Here is a 19,408-nt window from a genome sequence, read left to right on the forward strand (position 1 = left end):
CATGAGCCCTGCCCCGATACGTTCCGAGGCACGTCTGCTGGTCCCCGCCCTGATGTTCATCGCCCTGGTCGTGGCGGCGGTCGCCAGCCTCGGGACGCCGCTCATCACCAGCGTGGCGACCACGTTCCACGTCTCCCTCGACAGCGCGCAGTGGACGCTGACCATCTCCCTGCTCAGCGGCGCCGTCGCCACACCCGTCCTCGGCCGGCTCGGAGCCGGTCCGCACCGGCGGGCCACGATTCTCGCCACGCTGGCGATCGTCGTCGTCGGCAGCGCGCTCACCGTGCTGCCGCTGCCGTTCGCCTGGCTGCTCGTGGGCAGAGCGGCCCAAGGCGTCGGACTCGGTCTCACGGCGCTGATGATGGGCGTGGCCCGCGACCATCTTCCCGAGGAGCGCAGCGCGGCCACGATCGCCCTGATCTCAGTGGTCTCCATCATCGGAGCCGGCGTCGGCTACCCGCTGGCCGCGCTGCTCGCCGAGTTCGGCGGGCTGCGGGCCGCCTACGGCCTCGGCCTGCTCGTCACCGCCATCGCCTTCGTGACCGCGTGGCGCTCCGTGCCCGCAGCTCCCGAAGGCCGCTCCGCTCACGTGAACGTGGCCGCTGCGCTCGTCCTGTCGGGTGGACTGCTCCTCGTCCTGTTCCTGGCAGGCGAGAGGAGCCTGTGGAGCCGACACCTCGCCGTGGCGGTGACCCTTGCCGTCGCCGCCGTACTCCTGCTCTGCGCCTGGACCGTTTCCGAACTGCGGACCAAGACGCCCCTGGTCGACGTCCGGGCGGTACGGCGCCCGGCGGTCGCCGGGGCGAACATCGCCATGTTCGTCGGCGGGAGCGGCATGTACCTCCTGCTCACGCTCATCACCCGCTACGCGCAGACGCCGCACAGCGCCGGCTACGGCTTCGGACTGACCACCTTCGTGGCAGGGCTGGTCCTCATCCCGTTCTCCGTGCTGGGGTTCGTCGCCGGCAAGCTCACGCCGCGGGTCCGCGAACGGATCGACGGCCCCCTGCTCCTGGCCGGCAGCGCCGCCATCGTCGGCGGCGGGTTCGTCCTGTTCGCCACCGCCCGGTCCAACCTGGCCGAACTGCTCGCGGCCATGGGCGTGCTGGGCTTCGGCGTCGGCAGCTTCTCGGCCGCCATGCCCGGCGTCATCCTGGCCGTCACCCCCAAGAGCGAGACGTCGAGCGCCATGAGCTTCAACTACGTCGTCCGCAGCGTCGGGTACTCCCTGGGCAGCGCCATCGGCGGTCTGGTCCTGGCCGCCGGCACCGCCACGGGCCGCCTCTTCCCGAACGACGACGCCTACACGACCGCGGCGCTGGTCGGCGTCGCCGCGATGGCGATCACGACGATGGCCAGCCTCGCCCTCGCCCTCCGACGCCCACCCGAGACCGATCCGATCACAGACCCCGTCGGTGTGCCGGGCCTGGGCCGGTCGAGTCGAACCGAAAGCTGAGGATCGAAACCGTCCGACTTCGACGCCGTCTCCGTCGGCTCGCTGACCCCCAGCGCGCCGGCCATGGATCCGAGCATGCTTCTGAGCATCAATCCCGAACACAGGAGGCACCGTGGCCAAGGGCTATTGGGTCAGCGCCTACCGCACCATTGCGGACCCCGAGAAGCTGGCTGCCTACAACAAGCTGGCCGGTCCAGCCGTCGAGGCCGCGGGCGGGCGGCTGCTCGCCCGCGGCAGCCGGGTCGTCGCACACGACGCCGGAATCGCCGAGCGCACCGTCCTGATCGAGTTCGACAGCTTCGAGCAGGCGGTCGCCGCACATGCGAGTGCGGCCTACCAGGAGGCGCTGGCCGCACTTGCTGACGGCGTCGAGCGCGACTTCCGCATCATCGAAGGCCTCGACTGACGATCGAGGCCGCGTCGGCGACGAACACGGAGCCGACTGCGGGGATCACCCCGGCTCGTCGGCGCGCCGCACGTCGCGAACAGCGTCAGGCCAGTGGCATCGGCGGTGATGTCCAGTCCGGCGACGGTTCCCGGCGGCGCGGCGGCACGGACGTCGGCCTCGATGTCGGCGGGGGTGCGTTCGACGAGGTTCCAGCGGCCGGTGTGGGTCGTCAGGGCGGCGTAGGGGTTAGGGGTCGCGACGGTGGAGAAGGAGAACGTGCCTCCGGGGCGGCACAGGCGGGACAGGGTGGTGCGGATCAGGGCTCGGGCGAAGCGTTCTTCGAGGTGGTCGAAGAGGCCATCCCGCCCGTATCCTCCTCCATCGACTGCTCGAGGCGTTGTCCTGCTCCCGGACCCCGTCCAGGAACGTGACTGTCACTCGGCCGGCAGGCCGGATGCCAGCCAGTCCTCGACGGCGACGACGTGCACCATGCTGGCAGCGGCCGCCAGTTGGGCGTCGCCCGCGGACAACGCCCGCCAGATGGCCTCGTGGTCACGGTGGGCCTGTTCGCGGGCGGGGGCGTGGTGAGTGCCGCGGACGATGCGCAGGCGCTGCGTGTGCGTCGAGAGGATGCCGAGGAGCGTCGAGAGCACCGGGTTGCCCACGGAGTCGGCGATCGCGCGATGGAACTCGATGTCCAGAGCGACGAACGCCTCGATTCCGATGCCTTCCTCGGCACTCCGGTCGAGAATGTCGCGCAGCTCATCGAGTTGCCGGTCCGTGAGGCAACCGGCCGCGAGAGCCGTGACCTGTGGCTCCAGCAGTCTCCGTACCTGGAGGAGTTGGCCTGCGGCGTGGCCGTGGGAGACGTCCGCCGCGAAGGCGAGCGACTCCAGGAGCAGATGGGGCTCCAGGCCGGACACGTACGTGCCGTCGCCCTGCCGGGGAACAAGGATCCGCATCGCGGTGAGCGCCCGGACGGCCTCGCGCAAGGAGCTGCGGGAGAGGCCCAGCCGGCCGGCCAGATCGGCCTCGTTGGGGAGACGGGCGCCCGGTTGCAGAGCGCCGGAGAGGATCATTTCCTTGATCTTCTCGATGGCCAGGTCGGTGACCGCCATGCTGTGGTTCTCCTGGGGTGTGCGTCGAAGCGGCGTTGCCCGTACCCGAGGGACGGACAGCGCCGCTTCGACGGTGAGGGCGGATGCCTATTCCTGCTTCTCGCCGGAGGCGAAGCGGGAGATGATCAGCGCGACGATGATGATCGCGCCGTTGAGGAACTGGTTCCACAGCGGCGGCACTCCGGCGAGGGTCATGACGTTGACCACGAGCTGGAGTGTGAGCACGCCGGTGAGCGCGCCGAAGAGCGTGCCCCGGCCGCCGTTGAGGCTGACGCCGCCGATGACGGTGGCGGCGAAGACCTGGAAGATCCAGCCGTTGCCCTGGTCGGCGGAGATGGACCCGTAGTGACCGGTGTAGAGGATGCCGGCGAAAGCGGCGATGAGACTGCCGAGGATCAGAACGGTCCACACGACGCGGTCGACCCGGATGCCCGCGGCTCGCGCGGCCTCGGAGTTGCCGCCGATCGCGTACAGGGCGCGGCCGTGGCGCAGCCAGGCGAGGGCGCTGCCGGTGACGAGGAACAGGAGCGCGCAGATCCAGATGGCCGCGGGCACGCCGAGCCAGCTCGCGCGGCCGAGGTACGTGAAGGAGCCGGGCACGTCGACGATCGACTGGCCCTCGGAGACGGCGACCTGGAGGCCCCGGAGCAGCGTGAGGGCGCCGAGGGTGACGATGAAGCCGTTGAGGCGCAGCTTCAGGATGAGGAATCCGTTGACGGCTCCGATGGCCGCGCCGACCAGCAGGCACAGCGGGATCGCGGCCCAGTCGGGGAACAGGCCGAGGCCGTTGAACCGGGCGCCGTGGTCGGGCAGGACCAGCCACACGGCGATGACCGGGGCGACGCCGATGGTGGACTCCAGGGAGAGGTCCATCCGGCCGGAGATCAGGATGAGGGACTGGGCCAGGACGAGCAGGCTGAGCTCGGTGGCCTGCTGGGCGACGCCGAGGAGGTTGTCGGACGTGAGGAACGCCGGTGACACGGCGAACCCGATGACGCACAGGACGAGCAGGACCGGTACGAGGGACAGGTCGCGGTAGCGGGCCAGGGTGAGGCGGCGCTCCGCGGGGGCGGGAGCGGCCGCGGTCGGGACCGCGCGGATCTCAGTGGTGGGAGACATCTGATTCCTTCGTGTGGTTCAGGCCGGTCATGCCCTCCATGGCGGCGACGAGTTGTTCGTCGCTCCAGCCGTGCGGAAACTCGGTGACGACCCGTCCGTGGAACATGACCAGGACGCGGTCGCACACCCGGAGGTCGTCGAGTTCGTCGGAGACGATCAGGGCGCTCCTTCCGCTGTCGGCGACCTCGCGGACCGTGCCGAGCAGGGACTCCTTGGACTTGACGTCCACTCCGTTGGTCGGGCGGACGGCCACCAGGACGTGCGGCTCCGTGGCGAGGGCGCGGGCGATGACGACCTTCTGCTGGTTGCCGCCGGACAGGTCGGAGACGGAGGCGGAGGCCCCGGGCGTCTTGATGTCGAGTTCGGCGATCATCCGCTCGGCGAAGGCCCTGGTCCGTGAGGGCAGCACCATGCCGAAGGGGCCGAGCTGATCGGTGACGGTGAGGGTGGCGTTCTCGGCGACGCTGCGCTCCGGGACGAGTCCCTGGATGTGCCGGTCCTCGGGTACGAAGCCGATGCCGGCCGCGAGGGCGTCGGGGACGCGTCCGGTGCGGACGGGACGGCCGGCGACCGTGACCGTGCCGGAGCGGGGTCGCCGCAGTCCGGCCAGGGTCTCGCCGAGCTGGACGTTGCCGCTGGCCGCCGCTCCGGCGAGCCCCACGACCTCGCCCGCGCGTGCGGTCAGGGTGACGTCGTCGTAGACGCCGGTCAGGCTCAGGCCAGAGACGTCGAGGAGCGAGGTGCCGTGCGCGGACGTGCGGCCGGTCACCGACCAGGCGGGCTCGGTGCCCCGGACGCTCTCACCGGTCATCGCCTCCACCAGGGCCTGCTGGTCGAGCTCGGCCACCGGGGCGGTGACGATGTGCCGGGCGTCCCGGTAGACCGTCACCGTGGAGCAGAGCTCGTACACCTCCTGCAGGTGGTGGGAGATGAAGAGGAAGGCGACGCCCTGCCGCTGGAGAGCCCGGAGCTTGTCGAAGAGCCTCTCGATGCCACGGGCGTCGAGCTTGGCCGTGGGCTCGTCGAGGATGATGAACCGGGCGCCGAAGGAGAGCGCCCGGGCGATCTCCACGAACTGGCGCTGCTCGACGGTGAGGTCCTCGGCGCGGGCGGTCGGGTCGACCTCCACGCCGTACTCGGCGAGCAGGTCGCTCGCACGGTGCCGCAACCGCTTCCAGCTGATCGGGCGCAGCGCACCGGAGCTCTGCCGGTCGAGGAAGAGGTTCTCCGCGACGGTCAGGCCCGGGATGATGGTGGAGCGCTGGTAGACGCAGGCCACCTTGGAGCGCCACGCGTCGGTGTCACCGGGCGCGGGCGCCGGCTCCCCCTCGAAGCGCAGGGTGCCGGTGTCGGGCTGCTGCAGGCCGGTGAGGATCGACACGAGCGTGGACTTGCCCGCGCCGTTGCGGCCGACGAGGGCGTGGGATTCGCCCGGTGCCACGGAGATGCGCGCGTCGCTGAGGGCGACCGTGGCGCCGAAGCGCTTGCTGATCCCGTCGGCCTCGACGACGGGGCCCCGGACGGGGCTGGGGTCCGCCATGGCGGGGTGGTCCTTTCGGCTGGAGCGGCGTGCGGTCGGGACCGTGAGCGGCGGCGGGTGGTCGGCAGGCCGCCGCTCACGGGGGCCGGGAGGAACTACTTGCCGACGTTGTTGCCCCACAGGGCCTGGTCGTCGACGTTCTCCTTGGTGATCAAGGGGGCGGGGAGCTGGTCCTCGAGGCCGTTGGGCAGGGCGACGATCGTCGACTGGTGGTCGGTCGGGCCGGGCTTGAAGGTCTTGCCTTCGGCGGCGGCCTGCGCGTAGTGGAGGGCGTACTTGGCGTAGAGGTCCGCGGGCTGCGAGACGGTCGCGTCGATCTTGCCCTCGCGGATCGCCTTGAGCTCCGCCGGGATGCCGTCGTTGGAGACGATGCTGATGTGTCCCGGCTGTCCGGCGGGCTTGAGCAGGCCCTTCTGCTGGAGCAGTGCGAGGGTGGGCTGGAGGAAGACGCCGCCGGCCTGCATGTAGATGCCGCCGAGGTCCGGATGGGCGGCCAGGGTGGACTGGAGCTTGGCCGAGGCGACGTCCCCCTTCCAGTCGGTGGCGAGCTCGATCACCTTGATGCCGGGGAAGTTCGCCTTCATACAGGCGGCGAAGGCCTCGGAGCGGTCGCGTCCGTTGATGGAGCTCAGGGCGCCCTGGAGTTCCGCGACCTTGCCCTTGCCCCCGAGCTGCTTGCCGAGGAACTCGCAGGCCTTGGTGCCGTACGCCTTGTTGTCGGCGCGCACCACCATGTAGACGTCCCCCTTGTCGGGACGCGTGTCGACGCTGACCACCGGGATCTTCTTCGAGGCGAGCGTCTCCAGGGTGGAGGCGATCGCGCCGGTGTCCTGCGGGGCCATGACGACGGCCTTGGCGCCGGTGTTCTGGAAGATCTGGACGTTGGCCACGAGCTTCGTCACGTCGTTCTGGGAGTTGCTCACCGGCAGGGTGTTGAGGCCCTGGCCCTTGGCGTCCCGCTCGATGTACTGCGCGTAGGAGTTCCAGAAGTCGGAGTCCGCGCGCGGCAGGTCGATGCCGAGCGCCGGCTTGCCGCCGGAGGAGGCCGCGTCGCTGCCGCGGTTGCAGGCGGTGGCGAACCCCGCCAGGACGGCCACGGCGGCGGCCGTGGCCGCGATTCTGGAGGAGCGAGGCTTCATCGTGGTGATCTCCTTGGCTGGGGTGCGGGTGCCCCTGAGGGGGTGGGGAGCCGGGGGCGTGATCCGGCGATGCGGAACGACCGGAGAGTCCCGAGTCATCGGATGGCTCCGGGCAACGAGGACCTTACGAGTCGGAAACCCGACTGACAAGAGGAGACCTCGGATGAATTACGAAGCCGCTTTTCAGGGAGCTTGGCGGGGTTGCTTCATGCGGGCACAGGGATGCTGACCTGTGAGGGAGCTGGATGGGCATCCCATACAACCGACAAACATCGGATGACTCCTTGCGGTGAGGCGAGGGAGGCTCGTATGGTCATGCCGCCGCGGATTCATCAGATGTGTCGGCTTGAGGGGCTCGATCCCCGAAGCGACGACAGGAGACGAGACATGAAGCTGATGCGTATCGGCATGCCCGGGGACGAGACCCCGGCGGTCCTGGGCGAGGACGGCACCGCGTTCGACCTCAGTACCCTCACCACGGACATCGACGGGCCGTTCCTCGCCTCGGGCGGGATCGACCGCGTCCGGCGCGCGCTCGCGGGAGGCGAGCTGCCGCGCCTCGACGTCACCGGCCGGCGGACGGGGGCCCCGGTGGCCCGGCCCGGCAAGGTGGTCTGTGTCGGCCTCAACTACCGCGACCACGCCGAGGAGACCGGTGCGCCCGTCCCCGAGCGGCCCGTGGTGTTCATGAAGGACCCCTCCACCGTCGTGGGCCCGTACGACGACGTGCTGATCCCCCGTGGGTCGGTCAAGACCGACTGGGAGGTCGAGCTCGCGGTCGTCGTCGCCCGGGAGGCCCGCTATCTGGAGAGCCCGGAGGAGGCGGCCGGCCACATCGCCGGGTACGCCGTCAGCCACGACGTCTCCGAGCGGGAGTTCCAGCTGGAGTTCTCCGCCCAGTGGGACCTCGGCAAGTCCTGCGAGACCTTCAACCCGCTCGGCCCCTGGCTCGTGACCCCCGACGAGGTGGTCGACCCGCAGTCCCTGGGGCTGCGCCTGGCGGTGAACGGCGAGGCGCGCCAGCACGGCTCCACCAAGAACATGATCTTCGACGTCGCGTACCTCGTCTGGTACCTGAGCCAGTACATGGTGCTGCGCCCGGGAGACGTCATCAACACCGGGACCCCGGCCGGCGTGGCCCTCGGCCTGCCCGGCGCCCCCTACCTGCGCGCGGGCGACACCGTCGAGCTGACCATCGACGGCCTCGGCACCCAGCGCCAGACCTTCAACAACGCGTGAAAGGCACCGAGTTGTCCGCATCCGCAGCGCGGATCACTGCAGTCGACACCTACGACATCCGCTTCCCCACCTCGCGGGAGCTGGACGGGTCCGACGCCATGAACCCCGACCCCGACTACTCCGCCGCCTACCTCGTCCTGCGCACCTCCGCGGGCGACCACGAAGGCCACGGTTTCACCTTCACCATCGGCCGCGGCAACGACGTCCAGGTCGCCGCCATCGACGCCCTGCGCGAGCACGTCGTCGGCAGGCGCGTCGACGAACTGTGCGCCGACCCCGGAGACCTCTACCGCGCCCTCGTCGGAGACAGCCAACTGCGCTGGCTCGGGCCCGAGAAGGGGGTGATGCACATGGCGATCGGCGCCGTCGTCAACGCGGTCTGGGACCTCGCGGCCAAGCGCGAGGGCAAGCCGGTCTGGCAGTTCCTCGCCGACTCCGACCCGGAGTGGCTGGTGAGCCAGATCGACTTCCGGTACATCAGCGACGCGCTCACCCGGGACGAGGCCCTGGAACTGCTGACCAAGGGCAGGCAGGGTGCGGCCGAGCGCGCCGCCGGACTGCTGCGGCAGGGCTACCCCGCGTACACCACCTCTCCCGGCTGGCTCGGCTACTCCGACGAGAAGCTCACCCTCCTCGCCGAGAAGGCCGTCGCGGACGGCTTCACCCAGATCAAGCTCAAGGTCGGCGCCGACCTCGCCGACGACATGCGCCGCTGCCGCGCCGCCCGAGAAGCCGTCGGACCGGACATCCGCATGGCGATCGACGCCAACCAGCGCTGGGACGTCGACCAGGCGATCGAGTGGACCAACGCGCTCGCCGAGTTCGACCCGTACTGGATCGAGGAACCCACCAGCCCGGACGACGTCCTCGGCCACGCCACCATCCGACGCGGCGTCCATCCGGTCAAGGTCGCCACCGGCGAGCACGTCCAGAACCGCATCGTCTTCAAGCAGCTCCTCCAGGCCGGCGCCGTCGACGTCCTCCAGCTGGACTCCGCCCGCGTCGCCGGTGTCAACGAGAACCTCGCCATCCTGCTGCTCGCCGCCAAGTTCGGCATCCCCGTGTGCCCGCACGCCGGTGGCGTCGGACTGTGCGAACTCGTCCAGCACCTGTCGATGTTCGACTACGTGGCGCTCTCCGGCACCACCCAGGACCGGGTCGTCGAGTTCGTCGACCACCTCCACCAGCACTTCCTCGACCCGGTCGTGATCGACCGCGGACACTACCGGGCCCCCACCACGCCCGGCTTCTCCGCCGCCATGAAGCAGGCCACCATCGACACGTACACCTTCCCGCACGGCGCCTTCTGGGTCGCCGACGCGGCCGAGGACACGGAGGGACGCGCATGACGACCGAACTCGCGGGGCTCACCGCCCTGGTCACCGGCGGTGCCTCGGGCATCGGCCTAGCCACCGCCCGGTTGCTCGCCGAGCGCGGAGCGGACGTCGCCGTCCTCGACCTCGACCCGAGCGGGGTCCCCGCTCCCCTGCGGGGCTTCACAGCCGACGTCTCCGACGACGAGTCGGTGCGCCGCGCCGTGGAGGCGGCAGCCGAGACTCTCGGTGGCATCGACATCCTGGTCAACAACGCCGGTATCGGGGCCGCCGGTACCGTCGAGGACAACCCGGACGCGCAGTGGCACGTCGTCCTGGACGTCAACGTCCTCGGCGTCGTCCGCACCACCCGGGCCGCCCTGCCGCACCTGCGGCGGTCGGCACACGCCGCGATCGTCAACACCTGCTCGATCGCCGCGACCGCCGGCCTGCCGCAGCGCGCGCTGTACTCGGCCAGCAAGGGCGCGGTGCTGTCCCTCACCCTCGCCATGGCCGCCGACCACGTCCGTGAAGGCATCCGGGTCAACTGCGTCAACCCCGGTACCGTCGACACCCCGTGGGTCGGCCGCCTTCTCGGCGCCGCCGACGACCCCGCCGCGGAGCGCATCGCACTCGAAGCGCGCCAGCCCACCGGACGGCTGGTCTCCGCCGACGAGGTCGCCGCCTCCATCGCCTACCTCGCCTCCCCCGCCGCCGGCAGCACCACGGGCACCGCCCTCGCCGTCGACGGCGGCATGGCCGGACTGCGTCTGCGACCGGAGCCGAAGTCTTGACCCTGGACCAGAACGCACTCGGCCGCAGCACCGTACGGGTCACCGAGCTCGCCTTCGGCGCGGCCGCGATCGGCAACCTGTTCACCGCCGTCACCGACGCCGAGGCCGAGCGGGCCGTCCACGCGGCCTGGGACGCGGGCGTACGGTACTTCGACACCGCCCCGCACTACGGCCTCGGCCTGTCCGAACGGCGCCTGGGCGCAGCCCTGCGCTCCCGCCCCCGGAACGAGTACGTCGTGTCCAGCAAGGTCGGCCGCGTCCTGGAGCCGACGCGGGGAGCCCCGGGCGACGACCTCGCGAACGGCTTCGCCGTGCCCGCCACGCACCGCAGGCGCTGGGACTTCAGCGCCCAGGGCGTACGCCGGTCGATCGAGGACAGCCTGCGACGGCTCGGCCTCGACCGCATCGACGTCGCCTACCTCCACGACCCGGACGACCACCTCGACCAGGCTCTCGGCGAGGCGTACCCCGAGCTGGCCCGGATGCGGGACGAGGGAAGGATCGGCGCGATCGGCGTGGGCATGAACCAGGCCGCGCCGCTCGCCCGCTTCGTCCGCGAGACCGACCTCGACGCCGTCCTCCTGGCCGGCCGCTACACGCTCCTCGACCAGGACGGCCTCACCGAACTCCTGCCGCTCGCCGCCGCGCGTGGAGTCGGCGTCGTCATCGGCGGCGCGTTCAACTCCGGCCTGCTCGCCGACCCTCGCCCCGGGGCCACGTTCGACTACACGACGGCACCCCCCGACCTGCTCTCCCGCGCCCTGGACCTCAGGGCCGTGTGCGAGCGCCACGGGGTGCCGCTCCGGGCAGCCGCGCTCCGCTTCCCGTTCGGACACCCGGCCGTCGCGAGTGTCCTGGTCGGCACCCGCAGCGCCGCCGAGGCCCGCGACGCGGCCGCCATGCTCGGCCACCCCGTCCCGGACGCGTTGTGGTCGGAACTCAAGGAACGCGGGCTGCTGCCCGCGGACGTCCCGACCCCCGGGGAGGCGGGCTGATGCGCGTCGCCCTCTTCCTCACGTGCTTCAACGACACGTTGTTCCCGGACACCGGTCGGGCCGTGGTGACCGTCCTCGAACGTCTCGGCCACACCGTCGACTTCCCGCAGGAGCAGACCTGCTGCGGGCAGATGCACTTCAACACCGGCTACCGGCCGGAGGCCGTTCCCCTGGTGGACCGCTTCGCGCGGACCTTCGACGGGTACGACGCCGTGGTCACGCCCTCCGCGTCCTGCGCCGGCATGATCCGCGACCAGCACCCCGTCCTCGCCCGGGACCACGGATCCGCCGCGCTCCAGCGGACGGTCGCCGAAGTGGTGCCCCGCGTGCATGAGTTCACCGAATTCCTCGTCGACGTGCTGGGAGTCACCGACGTCGGCGCACGGTTCCCGCACCGGGTGACGTACCACCCCACCTGCCATTCCCTGCGCGGCCTGCGCCTCGGCGACCGGCCTCATCAGCTCCTGCGTGCGGTCGAGGACATCGAGCTCGTCGACCTCCCGGCCGCCGACTCCTGCTGCGGTTTCGGCGGCACCTTCGCCCTCAAGAACGCCGAGACGTCGAGCGCGATGCTCGCCGACAAGACCAGGGGAATCCTGGACAGCGGCGCCGAGGTGCTGTGCGCCGCCGACAACTCCTGCCTGATGCACATCGGCGGCGGACTGTCCCGCCAGGACAGCACCGTACGGACCGTGCACCTGGCGGAGATCCTCGCCGCCACCGCAGGAGGCACACGATGAGCGCGCCCACGGACCGCGGCGTCGTCTGGCTCGGCTCGCCCCCCTTCCCCGACGCCGCCAGAAGCGCGCTCAAGGACTCCCAGCTGCGCGCCAACCTGGCGCGGGCCACGTCCACGATCCGTGACAAGCGGCTCGCCGTCGCCTCCGAGCTGGACGACTGGGAAGAGCTGCGGACTTCGGCCGCCGCGATCAAAAGGCGGACCGCCCGCCATCTCGACCGCTACCTCGTGCAGTTGGAGGAGTCCGTCACGGACGCGGGCGGCACGGTCCACTGGGCGTCCGACGCCGCCGAGGCCAACCGCATCGTCACCGACCTCGTCCGGGCCACCGGCGAACGCGAAGTCGTGAAGATCAAGTCGATGGCGACCCAGGAGATCGGACTCAACGAGCACCTCGCCGACGCCGGGATCACCGCGTACGAGACCGACCTCGCCGAACTCATCGTCCAGCTCGGCGACGACCGCCCCTCCCACATCCTGGTCCCCGCCATCCACAAGAACCGCTCCGAGATCAGGGACCTCTTCGCCTCCGAGATGAGCCGCTGGGGGGAGCCGGCACCCGACGGTCTCGGCGACGACCCGGCCGAACTCGCCGAGGCGGCCCGCCACCACCTGAGGAAGAAGTTCCTCACCGCCAAGGTCGCCGTCTCCGGCGCGAACTTCGCCGTCGCCGACACCGGAACCGTCGTCGTGGTGGAGTCCGAGGGCAACGGCCGGATGTGCCTGACCCTTCCGCAGACCCTCATCACCGTCATGGGCATCGAGAAGGTCGTCCCCACCTGGTCCGACCTGGAGGTCTTCCTCCAGCTCCTGCCCCGCTCCTCCACCGGCGAGCGGATGAACCCGTACACCTCCACCTGGACCGGCACCACCGACGGGGACGGACCGTCCGCGTTCCACCTGGTCCTCCTGGACAACGGCCGCACCGACACCCTCGCCGACACCGTCGGCCGCCAGGCCCTCGCCTGCATCCGCTGCTCGGCCTGCCTCAACGTCTGCCCGGTCTTCGAACGGACCGGCGGTCACGCGTACGGATCGGTCTACCCCGGCCCGATCGGCGCCGTCCTCACCCCGCAGCTCGTCGGCGTCGAGAACGCCGCCTCCCTCCCCTTCGCCTCCACCTTGTGCGGTGCCTGCTACGACGCCTGCCCGGTGAAGATCGACATCCCGGAGGTCCTTGCCCACCTGCGGGCCGAGGTCGTCGAGGCCGAACGGGCGGACCGGCGCACACCCACCCCCGAGGCCCTGGCCATGAAGGCCGCCGCCACCGTCCTCGACTCACCGGCACTGCTCGGCGCCGCCCAGAAGGCCGCGAGCCTCGGCGGCCGCGCCCTCGCCCGGCGCGGACGCATCGGCAGCCTGCCGGGACCGATGCGCGGCTGGTCCGAGACCCGCGACACCCCCGTACCCCCGGCCGAGTCCTTCCGTACCTGGTGGCGCAAGAACCGCTCTCGGAACGAAGGGGAACGATGAGCAGCCGCGACGCCGTCCTCGGCCGCATCCGTGCCGCACTCGCCGACGTCCCGCCCGACGAGACACCGGACGACGTACCCGTGCCCCGCGCCTACCTCCGCAGCCACACCGCGCCCGACGAGGATCTCGTCGCGCTGTTCGCGGAACGGGTCACCGATTACCGCGCCACCGTCCACCGCACCGACGAGGCCGGGCTCCCCTCCGCCCTTGCTGCCACGCTCGCGTCCCGCGGTGTCGACCACATGGCCCTGCCGAGCGGCTTCCCCGTCGAACTGCTGCCTCCCGGCCCCTGGACCTGGCACAGGGAACCCTTGGACGTGTCCGAGGTGGACACGCTGGACGGGACGCTCACCCTGGCGGCGGCCGGCATCGCCGTCACCGGGACCGTCGTTCTCGACACCGGCCCCGGCCAGGGCCGCCGCAGCCTCACCCTGATCCCCGACTACCATCTGTGCGTCGTGTACGCCGAGCAGATCGCCGCCGACGTCCCCGACGCCCTCGCCCGGCTCGACCCGACCCGGCCGCTCACGTTCGTCTCCGGGCCTTCCGCCACCAGCGACATCGAACTGGACCGCGTCGAAGGGGTACACGGCCCGCGCACCCTGGACGTCATCGTCGTCGACCCCACCCACCCGGAGAAGCCATGAGGATCGCCCTGCACACGCGCGTCCGCGCGGACCGGATCGAGGAATACGAGGCCGCGCACCGGGGGGTGCCCGAGGAACTCACCGCCGCCATCCGGGCAGTGGGGGTCGACTCCTGGACGATCTGGCGCAGCGGCAACGAGCTCTTCCACCTCCTCGAATGCGAGGACTACGCCCGCCTGCTCGGCGAGCTCGAACACCTTCCGGTCAACGTCGCCTGGCAGGCGCGGATGGCAGACCTCCTCGACGTGACCCACGACTACTCCGAGCACGGGGCCGGAGCCGGACTTCCGGTGGTGTGGCAGCTGTGACCGACCGGCAGATCATCGACGCGCACCACCACGTCTGGGACCTGGCGGTACGCCCGCAGCCCTGGATCACCGGCGAGGCGCTCGCACCGCTGGCCCGCTCGTTCTCGGCGGTCGACCTCGCCCCCGAGGCACGAGCGGCCGGCGTGGCCGCCACCGTCGTCGTCCAGACCGTCTGTGTCCCCGAGGAGACGCCCGAGCTCCTGGCCATCGCCGCGGAGAGCGATCTCATCGCCGGCGTCGTCGGCTGGACCGACCTGACCGACCCCGGCATCGCCGACGCCATCGCCGCTCTGCGCGAAGGACCGGGCGGTGAACGGCTGGTGGGCGTCCGGCACCAGGTGCAGGAGGAGAAGGACCCCGACTGGCTGCTGCGGGCCGACGTACAGCGCGGACTGGCCGCCGTCGCCGACGCCGGGCTCGCCTACGACCTCGTCGTCACGCCGGATCAACTGGCCGCCTGCGAGGAGGCGGCGGCACGGCTCGACGGGCTGACCTTCGTTCTCGACCACCTCGGCAAGCCGCCGATCGGCAGCGGGGCTCTCGAACCCTGGGCAGCAGCCGTACGCCGTCTGGCCGCCCTGCCCCACACCGTGTGCAAGCTCTCCGGCATGGTCACCGAGGCCGCCCCCGGCACATGGCTGGTCGAGGACCTCGCTCCGTACGCCGACACCGTCCTGGACGCCTTCGGCCCGCGACGGCTGCTCTTCGGCTCGGACTGGCCGGTCTGCACGCTCCAGGCCACATACGGCGAGGTCGTCCGGACCGCCGAACGCCTCACCGATCGGCTGAGCCCGGCGGAGCGGGACGCGGTCTTCCACGACAACGCAATCGATGTCTACGGCTTTGGGCCCCACCCGCGGGAGTGACCTATCCTGCACGGACCAGAACTCGAGAGGGGCGAGGTCGTGCCAGTCACCGATGAGGCGATCGAGAAGATCAAAGCCATGATCGTCAGCGGTGAACTCGGCCCGGGCTCCAAGCTTCCGCGCGAGGCCGACCTGGCCGTGCGGCTCGGTCTCTCCCGCAACTCGCTCCGCGAGGCGGTCAAGGCGCTCTCGCTCATCCGGGTCCTCGACGTCCGCCAGGGCGACGGCACGTACGTGACGAGCCTGGAACCCGACCTGCTGCTCGACGCGCTGACCTTCGTGGCGGACCTCCAGCAGGACGACACCGTGCTGCAGATCCTGGAAGTCCGGCGTGTCCTCGAACCGGCCGCCGCCGCCATGGCCGCCCGCGCGATGTCGGACGAGGAGGTCGCCGCGCTCGGCGAGGTCCTCGACCGACTCGACGACAACCCGTCGCTGGACGCCCTGATCGACAACGACTTCGAGTTCCACCGCCGCCTGGCAGCGGGCTCGGGCAACGCGGTGCTCGCGTCGTTGATCGAGGGCCTGTCCGGTCCCACCGCTCGCGCCCGGGTGTGGCGTGGCCGTGCGGACGACGGCGCCGTGGCGCGAACCCAGCAGCAGCACCGGGCGATCTACGAGGCCATCGCCGCCCGCAGGCCCGAACTCGCGCAGGCGTGGGCGACGGTGCACGTCGGCGAGGTCGAGCAGTGGCTGCGCGAGACCCTCGGCGTGGACGGGTCCGCACACGCCTGACCCGGTCCGGCGCGGCCGTACGACCCCGAGGTCGTGCCGGTGCGCCGCTCGTAGCCCTCCAGAACGCCGTTCCCTTCGGGGGCCATCGCCTGCTTGCGCCAGGATGCGGCTCGCCCCACCCCCGGACCCGTCACGTTCTGTGTCCATCCGTGTGCGATGAGTCGACGCCGCATGCCCCTAGACATCCGATCTATTCAGTGGAAATGATGGCTGCGCCCTCGAAGAACGTAGACGCGGCTGCCACTTTCTCCGCGAAAGAGCCGATGACTTGGCCGGGAGATCTCATCGTGATCCATGAAAACGAACCCAAGCGCAGAAGCCTTCTCAAGTTCAGCGGCGCCCTCGCCCTCGCGCCCTTGGTCACTCAGCTGACCGGCGGTACAGCGGTCGCCCAGGCGTCCGCAGCAGGCACCGACGCCCCGCCCCCCGTCCAGTGGCCGACCCTGTCGCGGAAGGCGCTGAGGTACACCGCCCCCGCCACGGACTGGCAGTCGCAGGCCCTCCCGATCGGCAACGGCCGACTCGGCGCCATGCTCTTCGCCGATCCTCATGTGGAGCGCATCCAGTTCAACGAGCAGAGCCTGTGGGGCGGCCTCAACGACTACGACAACGCCCTCGCGGGCAAGCCGGACAGCGCCTTCGACACCGGCATGACCGGCTTCGGCTCGTACCGGAACTTCGGTGACGTCGTCGTCACCTTCACGCCCGCCCCCAAGGTCACGGCCCCGGGGGGACCGTACCGGACTTCCTCGTCGGAAGGGGTCGACAAGACCTGCGACGGCAACTCGGGCACCAAGTGGTGCATCGAGGCGCCCGGTTCGAGGGTGCAGTGGCAGGTGGAGCTTCCCGAGCCGGTCCCGGTCCCGTCCTACCGCCTGACGAGCGCCAACGACGTGCCCCAGCGCGACCCGCAGGAATGGACGCTCTCCGGCTCCGTCGACGGCGCCGAGTGGACCACGCTGGACAGCCGCACCCTGGCGACACCCTTCGACAGCCGCTTGCAGACGAAGCAGTTCACCTGTGGCGACGCCGGGGCCTACCGCTTCTACCGGTTCGACTTCGTCCCCAAGGCAGGTGTCAGTCACTTCCAGGTGAGCGAGATCGGGCTGACCGGTGTCGATCTCGCAGGCGATGCGATGTACGTCTCGTCGCCGAGCGGGCACGCCGAGGGATCCGGCGCGGGGACCGGCCGCACGGCCACGGACCTCTCGTGCTCGGTGGACCGCGACCCGGCCACCGTCTGGCGGGTCGACGCGGCCGCGCCGGCGGTCGTCTGGCAGATCGACCTGGCACGCGCGGTCGTCGTCGCCTCGTACGCCCTGACAGCGGCCGGCGACCGTCCGCAGGACGACCCCGGGCGATGGGCGCTGGAGGCGTCGAAGGACGGTGACGCCTGGGTGACCCTCGATACGCAGAACCCGGGAGCGCCTTTCGCCGGCCGCGGCGAGACCCGGACCTTCCGGATCACCGACACCACGGCCTACCGCAGCTACCGGCTCACTCTGACTCCCGGAGCCTCCTCCACCGGCCTGCAGATCGCGGAGATCGCGCTGGAAGGCGCGGGCTTCGACACGCGCACCCGGCGCGCGGTCGTCGACTACCAGCGTGCCCTCGACTTCGTGGACGGCGTCCACGTCACCCGCTTCGGCGCGCCGGGACGGCGCGTGCTGCGGGAGGCCTTCGCCGGCCGGTCCGCGGACGTCATGGTCTTCCGGTACACGTCGGACAGAGTCGGCGGACTCTCCGGAGCCATCGCGCTGACGTCCGCACAGGACGAGACCCCGACGACGGTCGACGCCGACGCCCGGCGGATCGCTTTCTCCGGCGTCATGGGCAACGGCCTCAAGCACGCCTGCGCCGTCCAGGCCGTACACACCGACGGCACCTTCCGCGCCGACGGCTCGGTGCTCCGGTTCAGCGGCTGCACGACCCTGACCCTGCTCCTCGACGCCCGCACGGACTACAAGCTCGACGCCGCCGCCGGGTGGCGCGGAGCCGATCCGGCCCCGGTCGTGCAGAGAACCCTCGGCAAGGCGGCGGCCCGCTCCTACGGCGCACTGCGCGACGAGCACACAGCCGGGACGCGGGCCCTGATGAACCGCGTCTCCGTGGACTGGGGCACCTCCGACGCCGCCGTCGTCGCTCTGCCGGCCAAGTCCCGGCTGGCGCGGTACGCGGCGGGCGGGGCGGACCCGGAACTCGAGCAGACGATGTTCGGCTACGGCCGGTACCTGCTGATCAGCTCCTCTCGCCCGAACGGCCTCCCCGCCAACCTCCAGGGCCTCTGGAACGACAGCAACCAGCCCGCGTGGGCCTCCGACTACCACACCAACATCAATGTCCAGATGAACTACTGGGGAGCCGAGACGACGAACCTGCCGGAGTGCCACGAGGCGCTCGTCGGGTTCATCCGGCAGGTGGCGGTACCCAGCCGGGTGGCGACCCGCAACGCCTTCGGCCAGGACACGCGCGGCTGGACCGCCCGCACCAGCCAGAGCATCTTCGGCGGCAACGCGTGGGAGTGGAACACCGTCGCGAGCGCCTGGTACGCGCAACACCTGTACGAGCACTGGGCGTTCACCCAGGATCTCGGCTACCTGCGTACCGTCGCCCACCCCATGATCAAGGAGATCTGCGAGTTCTGGGAGGACCGTCTCGAGGAGCGCGAGGACGGACTCCTCGTCTCGCCGGACGGCTGGTCGCCCGAGCACGGTCCGCGCGAGGACGGCGTCATGTACGACCAGCAGCTCATCTGGGACCTGTTCCAGAACTACCTCGACTGCGAGGCGGTGCTCGACACGGATCCTGTCTACCGGGCCAAGGTCGCGGACATGCAGGCGCGGCTCGCGCCGAACAGGATCGGCCGGTGGGGTCAGCTGCAGGAGTGGCAGGAGGACATCGACAGCCCCACCGACATCCACCGCCACACCTCGCACCTCTTCGCGGTCTACCCGGGGCGTCAGATCACCCCGAGGACGCCGGAATTCGCCGCCGCGGCCCTCGTCTCGCTCAAAGCACGCTGCGGCGAGCGGGAGGGTGTCCCTTTCACGGCCGCGACCGTGTCGGGCGACAGCCGCCGCTCGTGGACCTGGCCCTGGCGGGCGGCCCTCTTCGCCCGGCTCGGCGACGGGCAGCGCGCCCAGATCATGCTGCGGGGACTGCTGACCTACAACACGCTGCCCAACCTGTTCTGCAACCACCCGCCGTTCCAGATGGACGGCAACTTCGGCATCACGGGTGCGGTGGCGGAGATGCTGCTGCAGAGCCACGACGGCGTCGTCCACCTGTTGCCGGCCCTGCCGGACGAGTGGAAGGCCAAGGGCTCGTTCACCGGGCTCCGCGCTCGTGGCGGTTACGAGGTCAGCTGCGAGTGGCGGGACGGGAAGGTGACGTCGTACAGGATCGTGGCCGACCGGGCGCGGAACCGGGGGAACGTCACGGTGCGAGTCAACGGCACGGCCCGGAAGGTGAAGCCGCTCAAGCCTTCCAGGTGACACCGGCGGGGCCGGCGCTCCTCCGACAGCCGCCTCCCAGGGAGG

General features: G+C 71.0%; 17 protein-coding genes. 13 read left to right on the top strand and 4 right to left on the bottom strand.

The window, feature by feature from the left end:
• Position 1: 1 nt before the first annotated feature.
• Together OG259_RS05675 and OG259_RS05680 are read left to right on the top strand one after the other, a co-directional pair.
• Entirely contained in the window at positions 2-1,456 is a 1,455-nt protein-coding gene (locus OG259_RS05675; RefSeq protein WP_328941186.1) for an MFS transporter, read from the top strand.
• 112 nt (positions 1,457-1,568) lie between these two features.
• Positions 1,569-1,862 (top strand): DUF1330 domain-containing protein, encoded by a 294-nt coding sequence (locus OG259_RS05680; protein WP_095853412.1) that lies wholly within the window; start codon positions 1,569-1,571, stop codon positions 1,860-1,862.
• Positions 1,863-2,278: 416 nt separating this feature from the next.
• Here OG259_RS05680 and OG259_RS05685 read toward each other — a convergent pair whose 3' ends face one another.
• The 4 genes from OG259_RS05685 to OG259_RS05700 all read right to left on the bottom strand — a co-directional run bounded on the left by OG259_RS05685 (position 2,279) and on the right by OG259_RS05700 (position 6,760).
• Entirely contained in the window at positions 2,279-2,962 is a 684-nt protein-coding gene (locus tag OG259_RS05685) for a FadR/GntR family transcriptional regulator (RefSeq protein WP_328941187.1), read from the bottom strand.
• An 87-nt stretch (positions 2,963-3,049) separates the two neighbouring features.
• The gene (locus tag OG259_RS05690) at positions 3,050-4,081 is read right to left on the bottom strand and encodes an ABC transporter permease (RefSeq protein WP_328941188.1); all 1,032 of its coding nucleotides are present in this window, start codon (positions 4,079-4,081) and stop codon (positions 3,050-3,052) included.
• Positions 4,065-5,621, bottom strand: a complete 1,557-nt coding sequence (locus OG259_RS05695) for a sugar ABC transporter ATP-binding protein (RefSeq protein WP_328941189.1) — start codon at positions 5,619-5,621, stop codon at positions 4,065-4,067. The genes OG259_RS05690 and OG259_RS05695 overlap by 17 nt, the downstream gene beginning before the upstream one ends.
• A 95-nt stretch (positions 5,622-5,716) precedes the next feature.
• Positions 5,717-6,760 carry a sugar ABC transporter substrate-binding protein gene (locus OG259_RS05700; RefSeq protein WP_328941190.1) on the bottom strand — a complete coding sequence of 348 codons (1,044 nt, stop codon included), beginning with the start codon at positions 6,758-6,760 and terminating at the stop codon, positions 5,717-5,719.
• Between the two features lie 387 nt (positions 6,761-7,147).
• On the opposite strand from OG259_RS05700, the gene OG259_RS05705 reads away from it, so the two are divergent.
• The 11 genes from OG259_RS05705 to OG259_RS05755 all read left to right on the top strand — a co-directional run bounded on the left by OG259_RS05705 (position 7,148) and on the right by OG259_RS05755 (position 19,363).
• Positions 7,148-7,999 carry a fumarylacetoacetate hydrolase family protein gene (locus OG259_RS05705; RefSeq protein WP_328941191.1) on the top strand — a complete coding sequence of 284 codons (852 nt, stop codon included), beginning with the start codon at positions 7,148-7,150 and terminating at the stop codon, positions 7,997-7,999.
• 11 nt (positions 8,000-8,010) lie between these two features.
• Complete coding sequence (locus tag OG259_RS05710) at positions 8,011-9,348, top strand: L-fuconate dehydratase (RefSeq protein WP_328941192.1); 1,338 nt, start codon at positions 8,011-8,013, stop codon at positions 9,346-9,348.
• On the top strand, positions 9,345-10,106 hold the full coding sequence (locus OG259_RS05715; RefSeq protein ID WP_328941193.1) for an SDR family NAD(P)-dependent oxidoreductase: 762 nt from the start codon (positions 9,345-9,347) through the stop codon (positions 10,104-10,106). The genes OG259_RS05710 and OG259_RS05715 overlap by 4 nt, the downstream gene beginning before the upstream one ends.
• 2 nt (positions 10,107-10,108) lie before the next feature.
• Positions 10,109-11,101 (top strand): aldo/keto reductase, encoded by a 993-nt coding sequence (locus OG259_RS05720; protein ID WP_328947004.1) that lies wholly within the window; start codon positions 10,109-10,111, stop codon positions 11,099-11,101.
• A complete protein-coding gene (locus OG259_RS05725) occupies positions 11,101-11,841 on the top strand; it encodes a (Fe-S)-binding protein (RefSeq protein WP_328941194.1) in 741 nt (246 codons plus the stop codon). The genes OG259_RS05720 and OG259_RS05725 overlap by 1 nt, the downstream gene beginning before the upstream one ends.
• On the top strand, positions 11,838-13,313 hold the full coding sequence (locus tag OG259_RS05730) for a LutB/LldF family L-lactate oxidation iron-sulfur protein (protein WP_328941195.1): 1,476 nt from the start codon (positions 11,838-11,840) through the stop codon (positions 13,311-13,313). The genes OG259_RS05725 and OG259_RS05730 overlap by 4 nt, the downstream gene beginning before the upstream one ends.
• On the top strand, positions 13,310-13,960 hold the full coding sequence (locus OG259_RS05735) for a LutC/YkgG family protein (protein WP_328941196.1): 651 nt from the start codon (positions 13,310-13,312) through the stop codon (positions 13,958-13,960). Before OG259_RS05730 ends, OG259_RS05735 begins: the two co-directional genes overlap by 4 nt.
• Positions 13,957-14,268, top strand: a complete 312-nt coding sequence (locus tag OG259_RS05740; protein ID WP_328941197.1) for an L-rhamnose mutarotase — start codon at positions 13,957-13,959, stop codon at positions 14,266-14,268. Before OG259_RS05735 ends, OG259_RS05740 begins: the two co-directional genes overlap by 4 nt.
• Complete coding sequence (locus OG259_RS05745) at positions 14,265-15,134, top strand: amidohydrolase family protein (RefSeq protein WP_328941198.1); 870 nt, start codon at positions 14,265-14,267, stop codon at positions 15,132-15,134. The genes OG259_RS05740 and OG259_RS05745 overlap by 4 nt, the downstream gene beginning before the upstream one ends.
• A gap of 39 nt (positions 15,135-15,173) precedes the next feature.
• Positions 15,174-15,869, top strand: coding sequence for a FadR/GntR family transcriptional regulator (locus OG259_RS05750; protein WP_328941199.1), 696 nt, complete (start codon positions 15,174-15,176; stop codon positions 15,867-15,869).
• 287 nt (positions 15,870-16,156) lie between these two features.
• Entirely contained in the window at positions 16,157-19,363 is a 3,207-nt protein-coding gene (locus OG259_RS05755) for a glycosyl hydrolase family 95 catalytic domain-containing protein (protein ID WP_328941200.1), read from the top strand.
• Positions 19,364-19,408 lie beyond the last annotated feature (45 nt).

This window comes from Streptomyces sp. NBC_00250, assembly GCF_036192275.1.
Lineage (GTDB): Bacteria > Actinomycetota > Actinomycetes > Streptomycetales > Streptomycetaceae > Streptomyces.